The sequence below is a fragment of the Spirosoma sp. KUDC1026 genome (assembly GCF_013375035.1).
Classification (GTDB): domain Bacteria; phylum Bacteroidota; class Bacteroidia; order Cytophagales; family Spirosomataceae; genus Spirosoma.
The window spans coordinates 1,592,727-1,611,436 of sequence record NZ_CP056032.1 but is presented as its reverse complement, the minus strand read 5'-3'; the positions used below and the strand labels follow the sequence as shown (position 1 = coordinate 1,611,436).

General features: G+C 51.1%; 17 protein-coding genes. 13 read left to right on the top strand and 4 right to left on the bottom strand.

Going from position 1 to position 18,710, the window contains the following annotated elements:
* The first annotated feature begins 123 nt into the window (after positions 1-123).
* Positions 124-1,221 carry a 5-(carboxyamino)imidazole ribonucleotide synthase gene (locus HU175_RS06860; protein ID WP_255433128.1) on the top strand — a complete coding sequence of 366 codons (1,098 nt, stop codon included), beginning with the start codon at positions 124-126 and terminating at the stop codon, positions 1,219-1,221.
* 16 nt (positions 1,222-1,237) lie between these two features.
* On the opposite strand, the gene HU175_RS06855 is transcribed toward HU175_RS06860, so the two are convergent.
* The gene (locus HU175_RS06855; protein WP_176565878.1) at positions 1,238-2,080 is read right to left on the bottom strand and encodes a fumarylacetoacetate hydrolase family protein; all 843 of its coding nucleotides are present in this window, start codon (positions 2,078-2,080) and stop codon (positions 1,238-1,240) included.
* A 75-nt stretch (positions 2,081-2,155) separates the two neighbouring features.
* Here HU175_RS06855 and recO point away from each other — a divergent pair, with 75 nt between their 5' ends.
* Together recO and HU175_RS06845 are read left to right on the top strand one after the other, a co-directional pair.
* Entirely contained in the window at positions 2,156-2,848 is a 693-nt protein-coding gene (recO, locus tag HU175_RS06850) for a DNA repair protein RecO (protein ID WP_176565877.1), read from the top strand.
* 202 nt (positions 2,849-3,050) lie between these two features.
* Positions 3,051-3,812, top strand: a complete 762-nt coding sequence (locus HU175_RS06845) for a methyltransferase domain-containing protein (protein ID WP_176565876.1) — start codon at positions 3,051-3,053, stop codon at positions 3,810-3,812.
* 11 nt (positions 3,813-3,823) lie between these two features.
* On the opposite strand, the gene lptB is transcribed toward HU175_RS06845, so the two are convergent.
* Both lptB and recJ read right to left on the bottom strand, forming a co-directional pair.
* On the bottom strand, positions 3,824-4,555 hold the full coding sequence (gene lptB, locus HU175_RS06840; RefSeq protein ID WP_176565875.1) for an LPS export ABC transporter ATP-binding protein: 732 nt from the start codon (positions 4,553-4,555) through the stop codon (positions 3,824-3,826).
* 58 nt (positions 4,556-4,613) lie between these two features.
* The gene (gene recJ / locus HU175_RS06835; protein ID WP_176565874.1) at positions 4,614-6,356 is read right to left on the bottom strand and encodes a single-stranded-DNA-specific exonuclease RecJ; all 1,743 of its coding nucleotides are present in this window, start codon (positions 6,354-6,356) and stop codon (positions 4,614-4,616) included.
* A gap of 42 nt (positions 6,357-6,398) precedes the next feature.
* Between recJ and HU175_RS06830 the strand changes: the two genes are divergently transcribed.
* The 7 genes from HU175_RS06830 to HU175_RS06800 all read left to right on the top strand — a co-directional run bounded on the left by HU175_RS06830 (position 6,399) and on the right by HU175_RS06800 (position 12,938).
* Positions 6,399-6,821, top strand: a complete 423-nt coding sequence (locus tag HU175_RS06830) for a DUF2141 domain-containing protein (protein WP_176565873.1) — start codon at positions 6,399-6,401, stop codon at positions 6,819-6,821.
* 256 nt (positions 6,822-7,077) lie between these two features.
* A complete protein-coding gene (locus tag HU175_RS06825) occupies positions 7,078-7,623 on the top strand; it encodes a hypothetical protein (protein ID WP_176565872.1) in 546 nt (181 codons plus the stop codon).
* Between the two features lie 61 nt (positions 7,624-7,684).
* Entirely contained in the window at positions 7,685-8,110 is a 426-nt protein-coding gene (locus HU175_RS06820; protein WP_176565871.1) for a helix-turn-helix domain-containing protein, read from the top strand.
* Positions 8,101-8,697: an IS630 family transposase gene (locus HU175_RS06815; RefSeq protein WP_228724414.1), complete on the top strand. Its 597-nt coding sequence runs from the start codon at positions 8,101-8,103 to the stop codon at positions 8,695-8,697. Before HU175_RS06820 ends, HU175_RS06815 begins: the two co-directional genes overlap by 10 nt.
* A 217-nt stretch (positions 8,698-8,914) precedes the next feature.
* Positions 8,915-10,186 (top strand): bZIP transcription factor, encoded by a 1,272-nt coding sequence (locus tag HU175_RS06810; RefSeq protein ID WP_228724350.1) that lies wholly within the window; start codon positions 8,915-8,917, stop codon positions 10,184-10,186.
* 182 nt (positions 10,187-10,368) lie between these two features.
* Entirely contained in the window at positions 10,369-11,841 is a 1,473-nt protein-coding gene (gene guaB, locus HU175_RS06805; protein ID WP_176565870.1) for an IMP dehydrogenase, read from the top strand.
* 143 nt (positions 11,842-11,984) lie between these two features.
* Entirely contained in the window at positions 11,985-12,938 is a 954-nt protein-coding gene (locus HU175_RS06800; protein ID WP_176565869.1) for an aldo/keto reductase, read from the top strand.
* 65 nt (positions 12,939-13,003) lie between these two features.
* On the opposite strand, the gene HU175_RS06795 is transcribed toward HU175_RS06800, so the two are convergent.
* Positions 13,004-13,750, bottom strand: coding sequence for a metallophosphoesterase (locus tag HU175_RS06795; RefSeq protein WP_176565868.1), 747 nt, complete (start codon positions 13,748-13,750; stop codon positions 13,004-13,006).
* Between the two features lie 151 nt (positions 13,751-13,901).
* Here HU175_RS06795 and recQ point away from each other — a divergent pair, with 151 nt between their 5' ends.
* From recQ to HU175_RS06780, 3 genes are all read left to right on the top strand, one after another.
* Positions 13,902-16,061, top strand: coding sequence for a DNA helicase RecQ (gene recQ / locus HU175_RS06790; RefSeq protein WP_176565867.1), 2,160 nt, complete (start codon positions 13,902-13,904; stop codon positions 16,059-16,061).
* A 183-nt stretch (positions 16,062-16,244) separates the two neighbouring features.
* Positions 16,245-17,309, top strand: coding sequence for a lytic transglycosylase domain-containing protein (locus tag HU175_RS06785; protein WP_410528596.1), 1,065 nt, complete (start codon positions 16,245-16,247; stop codon positions 17,307-17,309).
* Between the two features lie 145 nt (positions 17,310-17,454).
* Complete coding sequence (locus HU175_RS06780) at positions 17,455-18,669, top strand: lytic transglycosylase domain-containing protein (RefSeq protein WP_176565865.1); 1,215 nt, start codon at positions 17,455-17,457, stop codon at positions 18,667-18,669.
* Positions 18,670-18,710: the final 41 nt, after the last annotated feature.

Below are 18,710 nucleotides of genomic sequence, written 5' to 3'. Positions count from 1 at the left end.
TCTAAGCGTGGCAAACCAGGGATTTGCGGTAATTTTACCGTCAGATTCCTGGTTTATTACGTTTTTACTTTTTGTTTCGTGACTCCTACTATCGGTATTCTCGGCGGTGGCCAACTCGGCCTGATGCTGCTGCAAGCGGCCATTGACTGGAACCTGCGGGTTCATATCCTCGATCCTGACGCCGAAGCGCCCTGCCGTCACCTGTGTACCCAATTTACGCAGGGAGCCCTCACCGATTATGACACCGTTTACCAGTTTGGTCAGACAGTTGATGTGTTGACCATCGAAATTGAGAAAGTCAACGTCGACGCCCTGGAAGCCCTGGAGCGTGACGGCAAGAAAGTGTTTCCGCAGCCAGCCGTCATTCGTTTGATTCAGGACAAACGTTTACAGAAACAGTTTTACCGCGAACACAACCTACCAACGGCTGATTTTATTCTGACTGATAACCGGGCCGACGTAGCGCGATTGCTGGCGGAGCAACCCGATTTCTTTCCCGCCTTTCACAAATTGGGGCGCGACGGCTATGATGGTCGGGGGGTCCAGCGGATTAGTTCCACTGCCGATCAGGAGAAAGCCTTCGACGCGCCGGGCCTGCTGGAAAAAGCGGTCGATTTCGAGAAGGAACTGGCCGTGATCGTGGCCCGCAACGAGCGGGGCGAAACGCAGACATTCCCCACGGTTGAAATGGTATTTCACCCGGAACTGAACCTGGTTGAGTACCTGTTCGCTCCCGCGCAGATCACGCCTGAGATCGATCAGCAGGCACAGTCTGTTGCCCGAAAAACGGCAGACGCCTTCGGTATTGTGGGAGTCCTGGCCGTCGAATTATTCCTCGACAAGCAGGGTAATGTCCTGATCAACGAGGTCGCTCCTCGTCCGCACAACAGCGGACACCAGACCATTCGGGCTAACGTAACGTCACAGTTCGAACAGCACTGGCGGGCAATTCTCAATTTCCCCCTCGGTGACACCAGTGCCTATCAGCCAGCTGCCATGCTTAACCTGCTTGGAGAAGATGGCCATACCGGACCGGCCCTATACGAAGGACTCGAAACACTACTGGCTATGCCGGGTGTTTTTCCCTTCTTCTACGGCAAAGCCATCACCAAACCTTTCCGCAAAATGGGCCACGTTACCGTCATGGATGAGTCACTCGACGTTTTACGGACAAAGGTCGCGGACGTAAAAGCCGGAATTCGGGTTATCTCGACGGAATAGCCGACGCTACGTGTGGCTACGCTACCGTATTGGTCAATGTTCCAATTCCATCAATCGTGATGCTGATTTCGTCGCCGGAACGTAGTGTAAAATCATCAGGCGGCACGATTCCCGTACCGGTCATCAGATAACAGCCGACCGGAAATGAGCATTCACGGAATAAAAAAGAGGCCAGCTCATCGTGCTGACGCTTCATCTGATTGATGGCGATACTGCCCGTAAATGCAGCCTGGTCATCGCGAATGATCTCCAGACGGATTTCGGCTGTTGACTCAATGGGCGTTTCGGGTACGTATAGACAAGGTCCCAGCGCAGCGCTGCCATCATATGTTTTCGCCTGAGGCAGATAGAGTGGGTTTTCGCCTTCAATACTCCGCGAGCTCATGTCATTGCCGCAGGTGTAGCCGACAATCTTACCCGACGACGTCATGAAAAGGGTAAGTTCAGGCTCTGGCACATTCCAGGTTGAGTCGGCCCGGATTCGTACGTGCGCGCCCGGAGCGACAACGCGCATCGGAGTAGATTTGAAGAATAGTTCTGGCCGCTCAGCGTCATAAACCCGGTCGTAGAAGGCGGACGCGCCCCCGGTTTCCCCCCCTGCCTTTTTTGACTCTTCCATCCGGGCGTCACGGCTACGTAGATACGTAACGCCCGATGCCCAGACTTCCTGCTGACCAATGGGGGCCATCAGGTCGGTGGGTACCCAGTCAGTCAGCGGTTCCAGCGATGTCAGCATCATCTGCAACTCGCTGAACAGATTATCCTGATTGACTAAATCATCCCAGTTGGTAGCTGGCAGTTGGTAATAACGCTGCTGTTCTTCAAGAATGATACTGGAGTGGGTTTTGTAGAGTTTCATACGACGATCCGGTTGTACTTGCTAAGAGGTTCCTCGGCTAAAAGAGTTAAATTAGCTCGTTTATTACTCACCGCTATGTTACAAAAAACACGGGGCATTGCCCTTAGTTATATCCGATACCGCGAAACATCCATCATTGCCCGCGTTTACACCGAGGAGTTTGGCCTTCAGAGTTACATTGTGAATGGCGTGCGATCGGCCAAGAGTAAGAATAATCGCATTGCCCTTTTTCAGCCGCTAACCCTGCTTGATATGGTCGTTTACTACAAAAACGACCGCGACCTTCACCGGCTTTCTGAGGTCAAAACGCTCCATCCATTCCAAAGTATCCCATTCGAAGTTGCCAAGTCAACCATTGGGATGTTCATTACGGAGATGCTGAACAAAGTTCTGAAAGAGGAAGCGGGGAGTCCGATTTTATTTCGTTTTCTGATTGATTCAATCCTTTTTCTGGAGTCAGCCCAGTCAAATTTTGAGAACTTCCACCTCGCTTTCCTGCTCAAACTTTCCTTCTTTCTGGGCTTTGGGCCGGAGAGTGCCCGTGAGTTTGAAGACCAGCTCCGCGAAAACTCGTACGCATTTCTCCCCGATGATGAGATGGAGAAGGCGTTGAACATCATGGTACGCCAACCGCTGGGCACTCCTATTCTACTCGCCCGGTCGGCCCGCAACGAACTGCTCGATGCGCTGGTCGCCTACTACCAGATTCACGTTGATTCCGTGGGTGAGGTCAAGTCGTTACCGGTGTTGCGGGAGGTATTGGGATAGAAGCTACCTGCTGTTAAAAGCAGACGTATTAAGTAGTTTTTTGCCGATATATGCTTTTATATTCAAGTATAGAGCTAATACAGTATCAGTTACAAGTGTGTTGTTTTCAGATAAACCATTTGGGAGTCATTCAAAATAGCCACACGTACTGGTACAGTTAAGCCACTCCATCGTGCACCATTTTCAGGAATACTTTCTTTAAATGAAACTACTTGATCGAATCTCTTTAAAATTTGAACGACAGTTTTTCGGCCTCAAAAATCACGACTACAGCGAGTTAGAATCTTTTTTTACCAACAAAACAGGATTGGAAATTGGTGGTCCAAGCAGTGTCTTCAAAGCGGACAACCTGTTGCCCATTTATGCATACGCCAAACGCGTAGACGGAGTAAACTTTTCTAACTCTACGGTTTGGGAAAATACAATTCGGGAAGGTCTCACGTACGATTACGGCAACAGCCAGCCAGGTTACCAATTCATAGCCGAAGCGAGTCACTTACCAGCTATTGCAGACAATACGTACGATTTTCTGCTATCCAGCCACAGTCTTGAACACTGCGCGAATACCATCAAGACGCTGAACGAGTGGAAACGAGTAGTTGCGCCTGGTGGCTACATGATTATAATCGTTCCGGACAAGCGACTTACCTTTGATCATAAACGAAAGACCACTCAATTTGCTCATCTACTTGACGATTACCAGCAAGATGTCAACGAAAGTGACCTTACGCATCTGGACGAGATTCTTGTCGCGCATGATATTGATCGGGATCCGGGCGCCATTGATGCGGTTTATTTCCGGGAGCGTTCTCTCAGAAATCTTGAGAACAGGTGTCTGCACCACCACGTTTTTGATCGCCCGCTATTGATTCAAGCATTAAAGTATGCGAATCTGAACGTGCTATCAACTCATATAGCCTTTCCGATTCATATTATCGCCATTGTTCAGAAGCCATTGGTGTAAGCGCATCCACGCTAAATCTTCCGCTTCAGCTCGAAGTGCTGCCCCAGGTAAACCCGCCGAACCTGTTCATCATTGGCTAATTCTTCGGCAGAGCCCTGCTTAAGAATTTTCCCCTCGAACAGCAGGTAGGCCCGGTCGGTAATGGATAGGGTTTCGTTTACGTTGTGGTCGGTAATCAGAATACCGATGTTACGATGTTTGAGTTTGGCGACAATGCCCTGAATATCTTCCACGGCAATTGGGTCAACTCCGGCAAAGGGTTCATCGAGTAGGATAAAGTTGGGATCAACGGCCAGCGCCCGGGCAATTTCGGTGCGTCGGCGCTCACCACCCGACAGCACTTTGCCCTTGTTCTTTCGTACGTGCGTCAGACTGAATTCTTCCAGCAGTTCTTCAACTTTTTCTTTCTGCTGTCGTTTGGGCAGATCAGTCATTTCGAGAACGGCCAACACGTTTTCCTCAACCGTCAAATCCCGGAATACCGAAGCCTCCTGCGCCAGATAGCCCAGCCCCAGCCGGGCGCGTTTGTACATGGGTAGGTCCGTTACGTCCGTATCATCGATATAAACTTTACCGCTATTGGGTTTTACCAGACCTACCGCCATATAGAACGACGTTGTTTTACCCGCGCCGTTTGGCCCCAGAAGCCCCACGATTTCACCCTGTGCTACCTGATACGATACGTTGCTGTTCACATACCGGGAGCCGTATTTCTTAACTAAATTCTCCGTTCTTAAAATCATAAAGGCTATCCTTTTCTGAGTACATTCGTTACGTACGCCCTTACCCAATCAGGATCTATTAGCTGCATTTTATATCCTTCAACATCAGTTGCAGCGATACGTTGCCGTTGAAATGATTCTGCTCGACCTGATAACAGATGGAGAACGGTTCCCCGGATTGTAGCTGCTCTGCTACGTGCGCCATGCCAAAACCGATAGCGGTTAACGTATGTCCCGTTCGACGCTGGCGCAGGTTCAATTTCAGGTGCTTCTCCTTCATAATGATCGGATCGCTAGCCAGATACACGTCATCGGTCTTGAAGACAGGCTGCATATTGTGCGGACCAAACGGCCCCATCTGTTTTACGATCCTGAAAAGCTTATCGTTGATCTCGCTAAAATCAAGCGGCATATCGATGTCAACCAATGGTGTCAGGTGTTCTTCCAGAATTTTCCGCGACACGACGGCTTCAAACTTCGCTCGAAACGCATCAATATTATCGATCGGCATGGTCATCCCGGCTGCAAATGTGTGGCCTCCGAACTGTTCCAGCAGGTCTGCACACTCTTCGATAGCTTCGTACACATCGAAACCCGGCACCGACCGCGCCGACCCGGCCGCTTTGTCGTGCGACTGCGTCAGGATGATCGTTGGCCGGTGAAAATGCTCGATACAGCGCGACGCTACAATGCCAATGACCCCTTTGTGCCAGGTAGCATCAAAAAGCACCGTAGACTTCGCGTTTATCATCGCGTCGTTTTTCCGGATCATATCCAGCGCCTGCTCGGTCATGCTGCTGTCAAATTCGCGTCGGCTGTTATTGTGCTTATTGATCGCCATCGCGAATTCATCAGCTTCTTCCTCCGACTCTGCCAGCAACAGCTGCACCGCGGCTTTAGCGTGCTGAATCCGACCGGCCGCGTTAATCCGGGGTCCCAGACCAAACACGACATTTGTAATGTCCAGCTCGCTCTTGAAGCCCGCCACTTTGATTAACGCTTTCAAACCCGTTCGGGGTTGCGTATTAAGATTTTTTAAGCCGTAATAGGCCATTACCCGGTTTTCGCCCGTAATCGGAACGATGTCCGACGCAATGCTCACTGCCACCAGATCGAGATACGGATAGAGATCGTCCAGCGGAATATCCTTGTGGAGACAGAATGCCTGTAGAAGTTTGAAACCTACCCCACAGCCGCTGAGTTCTTTGTACGGGTATTGACAATCGCTACGCTTGGGATCAAGCACAGCGGCCGCATCGGGCAATGTATCACCAGGACGGTGGTGGTCACAAATAATGAAGTCTATACCGAGTTCTTTGGCCTCGGCAACCCGATCAACCGATTTTATACCGCAGTCGAGCGCAATGATCAGCGAGAAGCCATTCTCGGCCGCCCACTCAATTCCCTGCCGGGAGATACCGTACCCTTCCTTGTAGCGATCTGGAATGTAATGATCGATCTGATCGTGATAATTTTGCAGAAAGCCGTACACCAGCGCTACCGATGTTGTTCCGTCGACATCATAATCGCCGTAAATCAGAATTTTTTCCTGCCGTTCGGGCAGCATCGCCATCTGCAACCGGGTAATGGCCCGGTCCATATCCTTCATCGCAAATGGATTATGCAGGTGGTTAAGCTCCGGCCGAAAAAACAACCGAGCTTCGTCAAACGTTTGTATACCACGCTGTACCAGCAGCGATGCCAGAAACGGACTTACGCCCAATGATGTCGTTAGCGACGTAATAGCCTGCCGTTGTTCCAGTGAATCAGGGAACGGTTTGGTAATCCATCGTTTGGGCGGTACTGTCGGCTGCGCTATCATAATTGCAAGATAATCCCGTTTTAGGAAAAAACACCGCAGTCTATGCTCATTTTGCTTTCGCTTCTCAGTCTATTTATTGACACGCCCCACTCGACACCAGTGGCACCCAAAGTCACGTTAAGCGTTGAGGTACAAGACATCCAGTCGAAAGAGGGCACTGTTTTCGTAGCGTTGTTCAAACCGGGCAAAGACTTTCCGGAGGGAACACCATTTGAAGGAAAAAAATCGGCTGTCGGCGGGAAAAGTGCATTAGTCACGTTTTCCGTCGAGCCCGGTAATTATGCCGTTGCCGTCTATCACGACGAAAATAACAACGGCAAGATGGACAAACGGATGTTTGGTATTCCCAAAGAGCCCTACGGCTTCAGTCAGAACTTCAGGCCAACCGTAGCAGCCCCCAAATTCAGTGATTGTCAGTTTACGGTCGGGCAGGCTGATAAGAAGATCAGTATTCAGATAAAGTAGCAGTCCTATTTCGTCTTCAGTGTTAAGAATAACCAACCTATTTAACCGGCCCTAGCGGCCGGTTTTTTTGTTACCGTTATTCAGCTCCGTGAGTCAACCTCAATCCATTCTACCAGCTCTCTAATCAGCAGAGAGTGAGGGATTCGCACCCTCAGTACCTAAGCTAATACTTTACGAAGCGCGTTTGGTCGATGATAGATTGGTAATTAGATTAGCAACATTTTTCCATGCGTTAATCTACCTTAATCATCTCTTTATGAAACTACTTTACCGTAGCGTATTTAGTGCTGCTGTTCTGGCAGCGCTTAACTTTCCATCGTTGGCTCAAAATAACCTCGTAATCACGGGACCAGCATCCAGCACACCAGGCGAAGCAAACACAATAATTAGTGTAACTGGGAACAGTACTCTTACAGGAATTAAAAACGTATTTGTAGGTTATGGGACTGGTCAAGCTAACACCACTGGTCAACGCAACCTATTTATAGGCGCCGAAGCAGGGTATGCAAACAGAGGAGGAAACGGAAATGTGTTTTTGGGTCATCAATCAGGTTACAATAATCTGACAGGTATATCCAACGTGTTTACTGGAGAGTACACTGGTTATTCAAATACAGATGGCAGTTTCAACGTATTCAACGGTATCTATGCTGGGTATTCCAATACGAGAGGTGCAAATAACGTTTTCCTAGGATCAAATGCAGGATATCGTAATACAGAAGGTAACAGTAATACTTTCTTAGGCAGTGGTGCTGGCCTATCTAACACAACAGGCAGCAACAATACATTTACTGGTAAGTAATTAGACAAAATTAGGTTAATACAAGTATGTTTCGGTTCTTCGCTTTAAAAACAAGCTAGCTTTGGGAAAACCGCGCACTATCGAACTCCAACCCGCCGAACGGCAAGCCCTTGAACAAGCGTTTCGCAGCGACACCTCCCATGCCTTTCGCCAACGTTGCCAGATCGTCTTGTTCAAAAGTGAGGGCCGTACCTCCAAAGAAGTTGCTCAACTCGTTAAACAGCACTATGTCTCGGTCAATGCCTGGTTAAACCGTTATCAACAAGCGGGACTCAACGGCCTGCGGACCAAACCCGGACGAGGGCGTAAAGCCCTGCTTGACAAGCAAACCGATGCCACTTTAGTACGACAGGTAGTGCAGAACGAACGGCAGCGACTGAATCAGGCTAAAGCGCAGATTGAGTCTCGAACGGGTCGTTCCATGAGCCTAAAGACCTTGCAACGCTTTTTAAAAAACTTGACGGTTCTTACCGACGCATCAGACTGAGACCCAAAAGCAAACCAAATGCTGAGTTGTACCAGGTTCGTTACGAGGCTCTTAGCTTGCTGGAAGAGCAAAGTCAGGCCGGAGTTATTGACCTCTTTTACGGCGATGAATCCAGCGTCAGCGAAGAAGGATACGTGCCCTACGGTTGGCAGTTTAAAGATGAATCGGTGCATATTGAGGTCGCAAAGGGCCAACGGCTGAATTGTTTTGGGATGATTTCGCGCCAGAATCAGTTGCACTATGCGACCACAAATGGCTCTATTACATCAGCTTTTGTCGTCAACCAGTTAGAAGAACTGTCTTGGCGGCTGTCCAAACCAACGGTAATCGTACTCGATAACGCCCGGATTCATACGTCCGATAAAGTTCGCCAACGGCTTGGAGACTGGCACCAACGGGGCTTATACCTGTTCTATCTGCCGCCTTACAGCCCCCATTTGAACTTGGCTGAACGACTTTGGAAAGAGCTGAAAGCGCGTTGGTTACGGCCTGAAGATTATCAGACCAGTAACACGTTGTTTTATGCCGTCTGGTTAGCATTAGCCGCTGTGGGTCAGGAATTGTTCATTCGATTCAGCGATTTTTAGTCAAACTAATTTTGTCGCATTACTTAACGATGCTGGATCAAAGAATACAACTGGAGGGTCTAACGTTTTTACTGGTTACAGAGCAGGCTATGCTAATACAACCGGTTGGCTCAATACATTCACGGGTAATAATGCAGGTGAGATCAACACAATAGGGTATGGCAACGTATTTACAGGTTGTGCCGCTGGCAATCGTAACATAGACGGCATACGCAACGTGTTCACGGGTAACAATGCAGGATACTACAATTCCAGCGGCAGTAGTAACGTATTTATTGGTTATGCAGCCGGTTATAATAACTCGACAGCTTCCACAAATACCTTTGTAGGAGACTATTCCGGCTTCAGTAATAAGGTCGGAGCAAGTAATGTATTTATTGGCACAGAATCTGGCAGAAGTAATGAAGTGGGGGGGCAGAATACTTTTTTAGGGTATTACGCTGGTTACAGTACCAACGCATCAGCTAACACCTTTATAGGCTATCAGGCAGGACGTTCTAACACATCCGGTCAGTTCAATACGTTCATGGGCGTCAACGCTGGCATCTCCAACACCAATGGTAATTCCAATTTCATGCTGGGGACCAATGCTGGCAACAACAATACGTCAGGCACGGCCAACTTTTTTGTAGGAGACAATGCGGGCGGAGCTAACACCACCGGTGGCTTCAACGTCTTCCTGGGCACCAACGCCGGCGCATCTAATACCGTTGGCAACAACAACACCGCTATTGGCTTCGAAGCTAACGTAGAATCAGGGGCGCTGGTCAACGCTACGGCCATTGGCTTCCGGGCCGTTGTATCCGCTAGTAACAGTTTGGTACTAGGTAACAGTGCTAACGTGGGTATTGGTACCTCATCACCTTCCAGCAAACTACACCTGGTAACAGGTACGGCTAATCAGTCAGGTTTACGATTGGAGAATCTCACCAGTAACTCCCCCGCCAGCGCAACCGGCCAAACCAAATTCCTCACCGTCGATGGATCAGGCAACGTTGTACTGGGCAGTACGACCAGCGGTGGGCGCATCAGCGCTGATCTGTGGCAACGCAACGGTACGTATCTGCAAAGCATCGACGACAACGCGGTCATCATCGGCCAGGGGATTAGCAAGACACCTAACGACTACAACCTGTTTGTCTCTAAAGGTATTCTGACCGAAAAAGTGAAGGTAGCCGTCAAAAACGCCAGCGAGTGGAGTGATTACGTGTTTGCACCAGGCTATACGCTGACACCCCTGGCGGAGGTTGAACAACACATCAAACAGAAGGGCCACTTACCTGGCCTACCCTCGGCAAGCGAAGTAGTCGAGCAGGGCGTCGACGTAGCCAAGATGGATGCTAAGTTGCTGGAGAAGATTGAAGAGCTGACCTTGTACAGCATTCAACTGGAGAAAGAAAATAAGCAACAGCGTCAACTCAATCAGCAGCAGAATAACCGAATTGATGAGCTGGAAAAGTTGGTTAAGCAATTAATCGAGAGAAAATAAGATAAGCTATTTTCCAGTCAAAAATCCCTCAGGTATGTATAACTGCCTGAGGGATTTTTTGTACATATCCTGGACAAAAGCCCATCCAGGCATCGCTGAATGTTATTTTTCCATTAAGGCACGCTCAAATTAAATTTTTTCCGTAGTTTTGTCTGGCAAATAACACCTCTTGTTTATTTGCCATGAGCTTAGATACCAGCAAGTTTCTCTACGAGGCTCTCACCTACGACGACGTACTGCTATTACCTGCCTATTCGGAGGTTCTCCCACGCGATACGCAAACCACGACCAAACTTACCCGCAGCATCCAGCTGAATATTCCCCTGATTTCGGCGGCTATGGACACCGTTACCGAATCAGATCTGGCAATTGCGATGGCGCAGGAAGGCGGTATTGGTATTATCCACAAAAACATGAGCGTTGAAGCGCAGGCCGAGCAGGTCCGCAAAGTGAAACGCTCGGAAAGTGGGATGATCATCGATCCTATTACGCTGCTCGAAACAGCTACTCTCTCCGACGCGCTCAAGATTATGCGCGAGTTCAAGATTGGTGGTATTCCCGTCGTGGATAATGCTAACAAGCTCGTCGGTATCCTGACCAACCGCGACCTACGCTTCCAGAGTGATCTATCGCAGCCGGTTACGGGCATTATGACCAGTGAGAACCTGATCACGGCCAAAGCCGGATTCACGCTCGAAGAAGCCGAAAGCATTCTGCAGCAATACCGCATAGAAAAACTGCCAATCGTTAACGATGATTATCAGTTAGTTGGCCTGATTACCTACAAGGACATTCTGAAAAAGAAAAATCACCCGAACGCCTGCAAAGACGAGCTGGGCCGGTTACGCGTTGGTGCGGCCGTGGGCGTTACGCCCGATCTGACCCGGCGCATTGAAGCACTGGTGAAAGCCGGTGTTGATGTCATCAGCGTAGATACGGCGCATGGTCACTCAAAAGGGGTGCTAGACGCCGTTCGTAACATCAAACAGCAGTTTCCCAATCTCCAGGTAATTGCCGGTAACGTGGCTACGGGCGAAGGTGCCAAAGCCCTTGCCGACGCCGGTGCCGATGCCGTTAAAGTAGGTGTTGGTCCCGGTAGTATCTGTACCACCCGGATTATTGCCGGTATCGGGATGCCGCAGTTATCGGCTGTTTATGAAGCGGCCAAAGCGCTGCAGGGAACCGACGTTCCCGTAATTGCCGATGGTGGTATCCGCTTCTCGGGCGACATTACGAAAGCCATTGCGGGTGGTGCCAGCACGGTGATGATCGGTTCGCTGCTGGCCGGTACCGAAGAAGCCCCCGGCGAAGTGGTGCTGTACGAAGGACGCCGGTTCAAGACGTACCGCGGCATGGGCTCGGTGGAAGCGATGGAAGATGGCTCAAAAGACCGGTACTTCCAGGATGCCGAAGACGACATCAAAAAGCTGGTACCGGAAGGTATCGTGGGCCGTGTGCCATTCAAAGGGCGCGTCGGCGAAATCGTTTACCAGATGGTTGGCGGCCTGAAAGCGGGTATGGGTTACTGTGGTGCCGCCACCATTACGGCTCTGCAGGAAGCTAAGTTCGTGAAGATCACGACAGCCGGTTCGCGGGAGAGCCACCCACACGATATTTCGATTCAGAAAGAAGCACCAAACTATTCAGCTCGGTAGTATCTGATTGAGTCTGGATGAAAATGGGGCTGGCAGGTTATCTGCTGGCCCCTTTTTGTTCTCCGGAAAACCGTTCGTTGGCGGGGTTAGTTGTCATGTGTAGCGGCTCGCGCGCCGGGCCGCATTTATAACTTACTAACGCAATGGAAAAACGTACTCTTGGTAGCACGAATCTGTCGGTTGCTCCGCTGGCGTTTGGCGGCAACGTATTCGGATGGACGGCCGACGAAACCACCTCGTTTAAACTGTTAGATGCCTTTGTTGACGCGGGTTTCAACCTGATTGACACCGCCGATACGTACTCGCACTGGGTACCCGGGAATAAAGGAGGTGAGTCGGAGACAATCATTGGCAAGTGGCTCAAACAAAGCGGTAAGCGCGATCAGGTTATTATCGCTACCAAGCTTGGTTCGACGCAGACACCCGGCCGAAAAGGCAATTTGTCGAAGAACTACATGCAGAAAACCGTTGACGAATCGCTGCAACGGCTGCAAACAGATTATATTGATCTGTATCAGTCCCACTACGACGACCCACAGACGCCCATTGAAGAAACGCTGGCCAGCTTCGGCGATTTAATTGAATCGGGCAAGGTTGGCTACATTGGAGCGTCGAATTTCTCGCCGGAACGGCTCAAACAGTCACTGGAAATCAGCAGAAAGGAAGGTTTTCCTATTTACAAGACACTGCAACCGGAATACAACCTGTACGACCGGGAGCAGTACGAAACTCAATACGCGCCGATCGTGGCTGACTACGGCCTGAGCGTCATCAGTTACTATTCACTGGCCAGCGGTTTCCTGACGGGTAAATACCGATCGGAAGCCGACTTATCGAAAAGTCCGCGGGGACAAGGCGTTAAAAAGTACCTGGATGATCGCGGACAGCAAATTTTGAAAGCACTGGACGAAGTAGCCGACCAGTATAATGCAACACCGGCTCAGGTTTCATTGGCCTGGTTGATGGCCCAACCCAATATTGGCGCGCCCATTGCCAGCGCAACCAGCGTAAAGCAGGTGGAAGACATCACCAAAGCCGCTGACCTTAATCTGGATAAGGATGCGCTGGATAAGCTGACAACCGCCAGTGCTTACTAAGTATACTACGTAGTGAAAATGCCCAGGGACGTAATCATTACGTTACTGGGCATTTTACTTGTCGGCTAGACCAGTTGCCCATCTAGGTAATGCACCGTACTGTTAGTGCCGTGGTTGGTCAAATTCAGCTCACGAACGCCAATCCGGTAGTGGTCGACCGCGAACGTTGGCGAATCGTGCTTCAATTGATAAAATATCGAAGGAGTAATTAACGTCAGCAGGTTGCCGCGCTGCACCGTTTTCTCGACATGGTAATGCCCACAGACCACTGTAACATGACAGGGCAGATCTTTAATCACGTCCAGAAACTCATTACTCTGCCGAAAAGCGTACTTACCATCCATGAACGTTACGTCGGCCAGCAACGGTGGATGGTGCATAAAAATCAGTACGTTATTGTCCCGCAAAGCACTTAGACGCTCCTTCAGCCAATTGAGTTGTTCGACCGAAAAAACGCCCCGGGCGCTGTCCAGAAAAAGCGTCGGCCGGCCTTCCAGCGGCAGGGCATAGTAAAGCTCATTCCCGTGCAGATGGTGCGTTAGACTGAACGCCTTCGCCAGCATCACCGAGTCGTCGTGGTTACCCGGTATAACGTAATACGGATACGGCAGCGGGGCCAGTTGTTGTTTTACCCACTCGTAAATGGCCGTATCACCCACGTCGACACACAGGTCTCCACCAATAACCAGGCAATCCGGTTTTAGACCCGACAGGTAAGCCAGCGCATTTAAAAAGTTACGCCGGACGTCGACCCCCTGTGGTTTTTCGCCATTAGGCCCAATGTGAATATCGGTAATGAAAGCAATGCGCATTGTCGAACAAGTACTACCTACGTGGTATATCAGTAACTGACTTAATGCCGATAAGTTAGTCGGTGACGGCGGAAGATGGTACCAAAACCCGGAAACACGACCGGGACGAGTCGATTTTTTTGTGTATATTTGACTAGTACTTGTGCAGCCAATGACCCCCAACGACGCTTTTATCAGCGAACAGCCCCGTCTCCGCGAACCCGCTGATTATCTCAAACGCTACTACGGCTACGATCGCTTCCGGCCTATGCAGGAAGATATCGTCCGGTCGGTGCTGAGCGGACGGGATACGGTGGTGCTGATGCCCACAGGGGGCGGCAAGTCGGTCTGTTTTCAGATTCCGGCGCTGATGTTACCGGGGCTGACCGTTGTAGTCTCCCCCCTGATTGCCCTGATGAAAGATCAGGTCGGCGCGCTGCACATGAACGGGATTTCGGCGGCTTTTTACAACAGTACCCAAACCAGCCAGGAACAGCGCGCCATTGAAGACGATTGTATCAGCGGAAAAATCAAACTGCTGTACGTATCGCCCGAAAAGCTGCTGACCGATTCGTTCTTCTACATCCTTAAGCGGGCTACGGTTTCGCTGTTTGCCATCGACGAGGCACATTGTATTTCGTCATGGGGCCACGATTTCCGGCCGGAATACACGCAGCTGCATATTCTGAAGGAGCGCTTCCCAAACGTACCGACGGTTGCCCTGACGGCTACTGCCGACAAGCTCACCCGGCAGGACATCGCCACGCGGCTCGGCATGATTGACCCGGCCATCTTTGTGTCGTCGTTTAACCGGCAGAATCTGAGTTTACAGGTATTGCCCGGCCAAAACCGAATTCAGCAGATTATCCGGCTGCTACAGAAAAAGCCGGATACGTCCGGCATCATCTACTGCCTGAGCCGAAAATCGACAGAATCGCTGGCGGCCAAGCTGCAGGAGAAGGGATTCAACGCGGCTTTCTACCACGCCAAGATGGACCCCGACGACCGCGCCCGGACACAGGAAGCATTCCTGCGCGACGATGTGCGGATCATGTGCGCGACCATCGCCTTCGGGATGGGGATTGACAAATCGAACGTTCGCTGGGTTATCCACTACAACCTGCCCAAAAACATCGAAAGCTTTTACCAGGAGATTGGTCGGGCTGGTCGCGATGGGGCCGAAGCCCAGACGGTTCTGTTCTACAGCTTTGCCGACGTAGCGACTTACAAGGATATGCTGGCGGACAACAACCCGGCAAACCTCGGTCTGCAGCTGGCCAAACTGGAGCGGATGCAGCAGTATGCCGATGCGCATACCTGCCGTCGGCAGATTCTCCTCTCCTATTTCTCCGAAGATCTGCCCGAACCCTGCGGCAACTGCGACGTCTGCCGCGATCCGCGCGTTACGTTCGACGGGACCATTCTGGCGCAGAAAGCGCTGTCGGCCATTGTTCGGACGGGGGAGCGGGTTCCCATGAATCTGCTCATCGACATTCTGCGCGGCTCCCGGAGCCAGGCCATCATTCAGGGCGGGTACGACCAAGTCAAAACGTATGGCGCGGGTAAAGATCTACGTTTCGAGGACTGGCGCAATTACCTGCATCAGCTCATCAACATCGGCGTTATCGAGATCGCCTATGACCAGCACTACGCCCTACGGCGTGGTATCCTGGCCAGTCAGGTGCTGTACGAAGGGCGCAAAATTGAGCTGGTACGTCCCGACGATGCACCGAAGCCGGTCGTCGAAAAAGCGAAGCCCAAGACCGAGGTCAACCGCAACGAGCTGTTCGAAGAACTACGAATTCTGCGCAAGCAACTCGCCGATCAGCAGAACGTTCCACCCTACGTTATCTTTACCGATACGACGCTGGAAGATATGGCCCGGCAGCGTCCCACTACGCCCGACGCCTTACGGAACGTCAGCGGGGTGGGCGAACGGAAATTGCAGTTGTTTGGGCGACAATTTCTGGAGGTTATTCAGAACCACGTTCGGGGCCGGGTGCAGGCTGGCGAAAAACCGAAAGGATCGACCCAATTACTAACGCTGGATTTATTCAACCGGGGGATGTCGCTGGAGGAGATTGCCGCCGAACGGCAGCTTACCACGGGTTCTATCACCGGGCACCTTGTACAACTGGCCCGGGCCGGTTATGACATTGATCTGGAGGAACTTCTGGCCTCTCAGGTTAGCTCTGTAGAACGGTCTGAAATTGAGCGGGCTGTTGCGGTTGTTGGGCTGCCCGACGGGCGACTGAAAGCCGTTCACGAACATTTGAATGGACGGTACTCCTACGCCCAGCTGACCCTTGTAACCGCCTTATTGGAAAGGTAAAATCCAAATTTAACCTGGACCGTTGGATAATTCACAGATTACCCCGTAGGTTATTACGCCCTAGTCGCTTAATTTCGTTCTCAGTTAGTCGCCGAACCCGTTACGTCAGTACGGGTTTTGTCGTCTTAATGTACCACAACAAATACCATTATTTTGATTAAAGAAGTTAGTCTTTCACTGCTCCTGGCCGCTGTAAAGCCCGCCTTTGCTCTGGTAACGACCGGGGCCGATACGAGCCGAAATTTGTCGCTAGCGAACAGTCTGGACACGCCCTCTCTTCTGGTTGCAGATTCCTCAAAACGTATTTTCCCGATTTATTTCTGCGGGGAAGAAGTCCCGGTTCACGAACGTAAGGTTTCCCGCCGATGGACGCAGACGTTACGTACCTATGGTTCACAGACCGCATGTCTGATTGACATGCGGGAAAAAGCATCCAAGTTTTTTAAGATTATTGACCCCATTCTGGTTAAGTACCGCATTCCACGCGATTTCCGGTTTATGCCCTTGGTTGAAAGCGCGCTGGTCAACCACAGTACATCACGGAAAGGGGCTTCTGGCTACTGGCAACTGATGCCCGGTACCGCCCGCGAACTGGGACTGACCGTATCGAGCAAAGTCGATGAGCGGTACGACCTGGATAAATCAACCGTTGCCGTTTGCCGGTATCTGCACCAGCTTTACGGAGAGCTTGGCTCCTGGACGCTGGTAGCTGCCGCCTACAACGGCGGCATTACGCATGTCCAGAATAAAATGAGCCAGCAGAAGCAGTCAAATTATTACAAGCTGCGGCTGCATCGCGAAACGAGCCACTACCTGTTCCGGATTCTGGCCTACAAAGAATTGCTCAGTAACCCGCGTCAGTATGCCCTGCTGCTCAACGAAACTACTATCGCGGAGCTGACTAAGCCGCTGCCCAATTGGAACAAGCCACTGGCAACTCCCAAGAAAATCGATGACTCTCCAACAGTCGAATTAGTTGACGTCGACTACGCAGACCCAACCTGGGGACCTCGTCATAATACGTCACTGACCAGGCTGCCATCGGATACGCAGCAACTTATTGCCCGGGCCGCTTCACTCCGAAAAAGCCTATCAATGCCCGACGGGGATCTGGATACGCCCAGCACGAGCCTGCCTATCAAAAAGCTGATGATGGGCATCATGGTCCTTCGTTTCCGGCGACCGCGCTTCCTGAAACGCAAAAAAGACGCGGGTATGCGGCCAGTTCACATCTGGGACTGGATCTAATCAAGCAGCCTGTTTTATGCTTTGTTCCCAGGGATGTGCGTCGGTACCCGAGCAGTTAGTGGGTAAAATCTTTAATCCATCTTGTTACTATACTATTATTCTTTCGTCAAACAGGTAGCCGATTTGCAACCGTATCTACCGTTTGATGAAGTTAATAGTCATAGTCGCGTTACTAACGAAGCTATGTCTGATGGGGTTTTCAGCACTGGCTTTCGCCAACCCATCAGTCGATCCAGCGCTGTTAGCTGACGCTCCCCGTACTTTTCCACCCAGGCTGTCGCCCGTTTATTTCTGTGGCGAGTCGGTTCCTCTGCACGAAGAGGCCGTTGCCCGACGGCTGGTTTCGGCGCTGGTCCGGAACACGAACCAGGCGCAGGCGCTGATGCTGATTCGCCAGCGGTCGGCCGAGTTTTTCCCAGTTATCGAGCCTATTCTGGAGCGGCATCGTATTCCGCTTGATTTCAAATACCTTCCGCTGGTAGAGAGCGCGCTGCGTGGGTTTGCGGTTTCGCCCAAGGGTGCCGTGGGGTACTGGCAGTTCATGCCCGCTACGGCCCGGGAATTAGGGCTTTCTGTTAAGCCAGGCCACGACGAGCGGCAGAATCTGGTCAAATCCACAACAGCGGCCTGTCGGTATCTGCGCTATTTGCACGATCAGCTAGGTTCCTGGACCCTGGCTGCTGCCGCCTACAACAATGGTATCGGAGCGCTGTTGAGCAATATTCGTCGGCAGCAGCACCGGGATTATTATTCCCTGCATCTGAACGCCGAAACGGGGCAGTATCTCTACCGGATTCTGGCGTTCAAAGAGCTGCTGACAAATTATCAGCACTACGAAGGTATCATTCCGGAGCGACTGCTCGCTTTGCTGAATGGCCCGTTGGAGAAAGGGGCTTCACTGCCCGACAGCGAAGCCATTCTGCCAGAAGGTTTACTGGATGAATCGACGCAACTGGCCGATAATGTTGTCGATGCAGACGCGGGCAGGGTTAGTACCGATGACCTGGCAATAGCCCTGCCCAACGCAGCCGACGTTTTCAGAGGGGGTATTAAAGCGAAGCTGGTTGAAGCGGCAGCGCTGCAACGGGGACAAACGTGGGTGTTTCACCTCACCCGCGATGGGCTGGCCGACGGCAAAACGGTAGAAGAAGGCGATATTCTCTACGCTATTATTGAGGACATCGATCCCAAAACGAATCGTTTGTACCTGCGTGCCGACAAACTTTACTCGTCACTGGAGAAACACACGTACGAGCTGGCTTTAGCCGTCGTCGATGCGGCTACGGGCCGATTGGGCATTACGTTATCCGACGTTGAAAACGTCAAAACGGGCTGGATATTGACCTGGAAAACGCTGTAAATCATACACTCACGAACTAAAACGGCCAATTTTTCCGTTGT

Bases quoted from the DNA above. Each gene is read 5' to 3' on its own strand.
- lptB (WP_176565875.1), bottom strand. From the start codon at position 4,555: ATGATTTTAAGAACGGAGAATTTAGTTAAGAAATACGGCTCCCGGTAT.
- HU175_RS06860 (WP_255433128.1), top strand. From the start codon at position 124: ATGCTGCTGCAAGCGGCCATTGACTGGAACCTGCGGGTTCATATCCTC.
- guaB (WP_176565870.1), top strand. From the start codon at position 10,369: ATGAGCTTAGATACCAGCAAGTTTCTCTACGAGGCTCTCACCTACGAC.
- HU175_RS06795 (WP_176565868.1), bottom strand. From the start codon at position 13,750: ATGCGCATTGCTTTCATTACCGATATTCACATTGGGCCTAATGGCGAA.
- recO (WP_176565877.1), top strand. From the start codon at position 2,156: ATGTTACAAAAAACACGGGGCATTGCCCTTAGTTATATCCGATACCGC.
- HU175_RS06855 (WP_176565878.1), bottom strand. From the start codon at position 2,080: ATGAAACTCTACAAAACCCACTCCAGTATCATTCTTGAAGAACAGCAG.
- HU175_RS06830 (WP_176565873.1), top strand. From the start codon at position 6,399: ATGCTCATTTTGCTTTCGCTTCTCAGTCTATTTATTGACACGCCCCAC.
- HU175_RS06800 (WP_176565869.1), top strand. From the start codon at position 11,985: ATGGAAAAACGTACTCTTGGTAGCACGAATCTGTCGGTTGCTCCGCTG.
- HU175_RS06845 (WP_176565876.1), top strand. From the start codon at position 3,051: ATGAAACTACTTGATCGAATCTCTTTAAAATTTGAACGACAGTTTTTC.
- HU175_RS06780 (WP_176565865.1), top strand. From the start codon at position 17,455: ATGAAGTTAATAGTCATAGTCGCGTTACTAACGAAGCTATGTCTGATG.
- recQ (WP_176565867.1), top strand. From the start codon at position 13,902: ATGACCCCCAACGACGCTTTTATCAGCGAACAGCCCCGTCTCCGCGAA.
- HU175_RS06825 (WP_176565872.1), top strand. From the start codon at position 7,078: ATGAAACTACTTTACCGTAGCGTATTTAGTGCTGCTGTTCTGGCAGCG.
- recJ (WP_176565874.1), bottom strand. From the start codon at position 6,356: ATGATAGCGCAGCCGACAGTACCGCCCAAACGATGGATTACCAAACCG.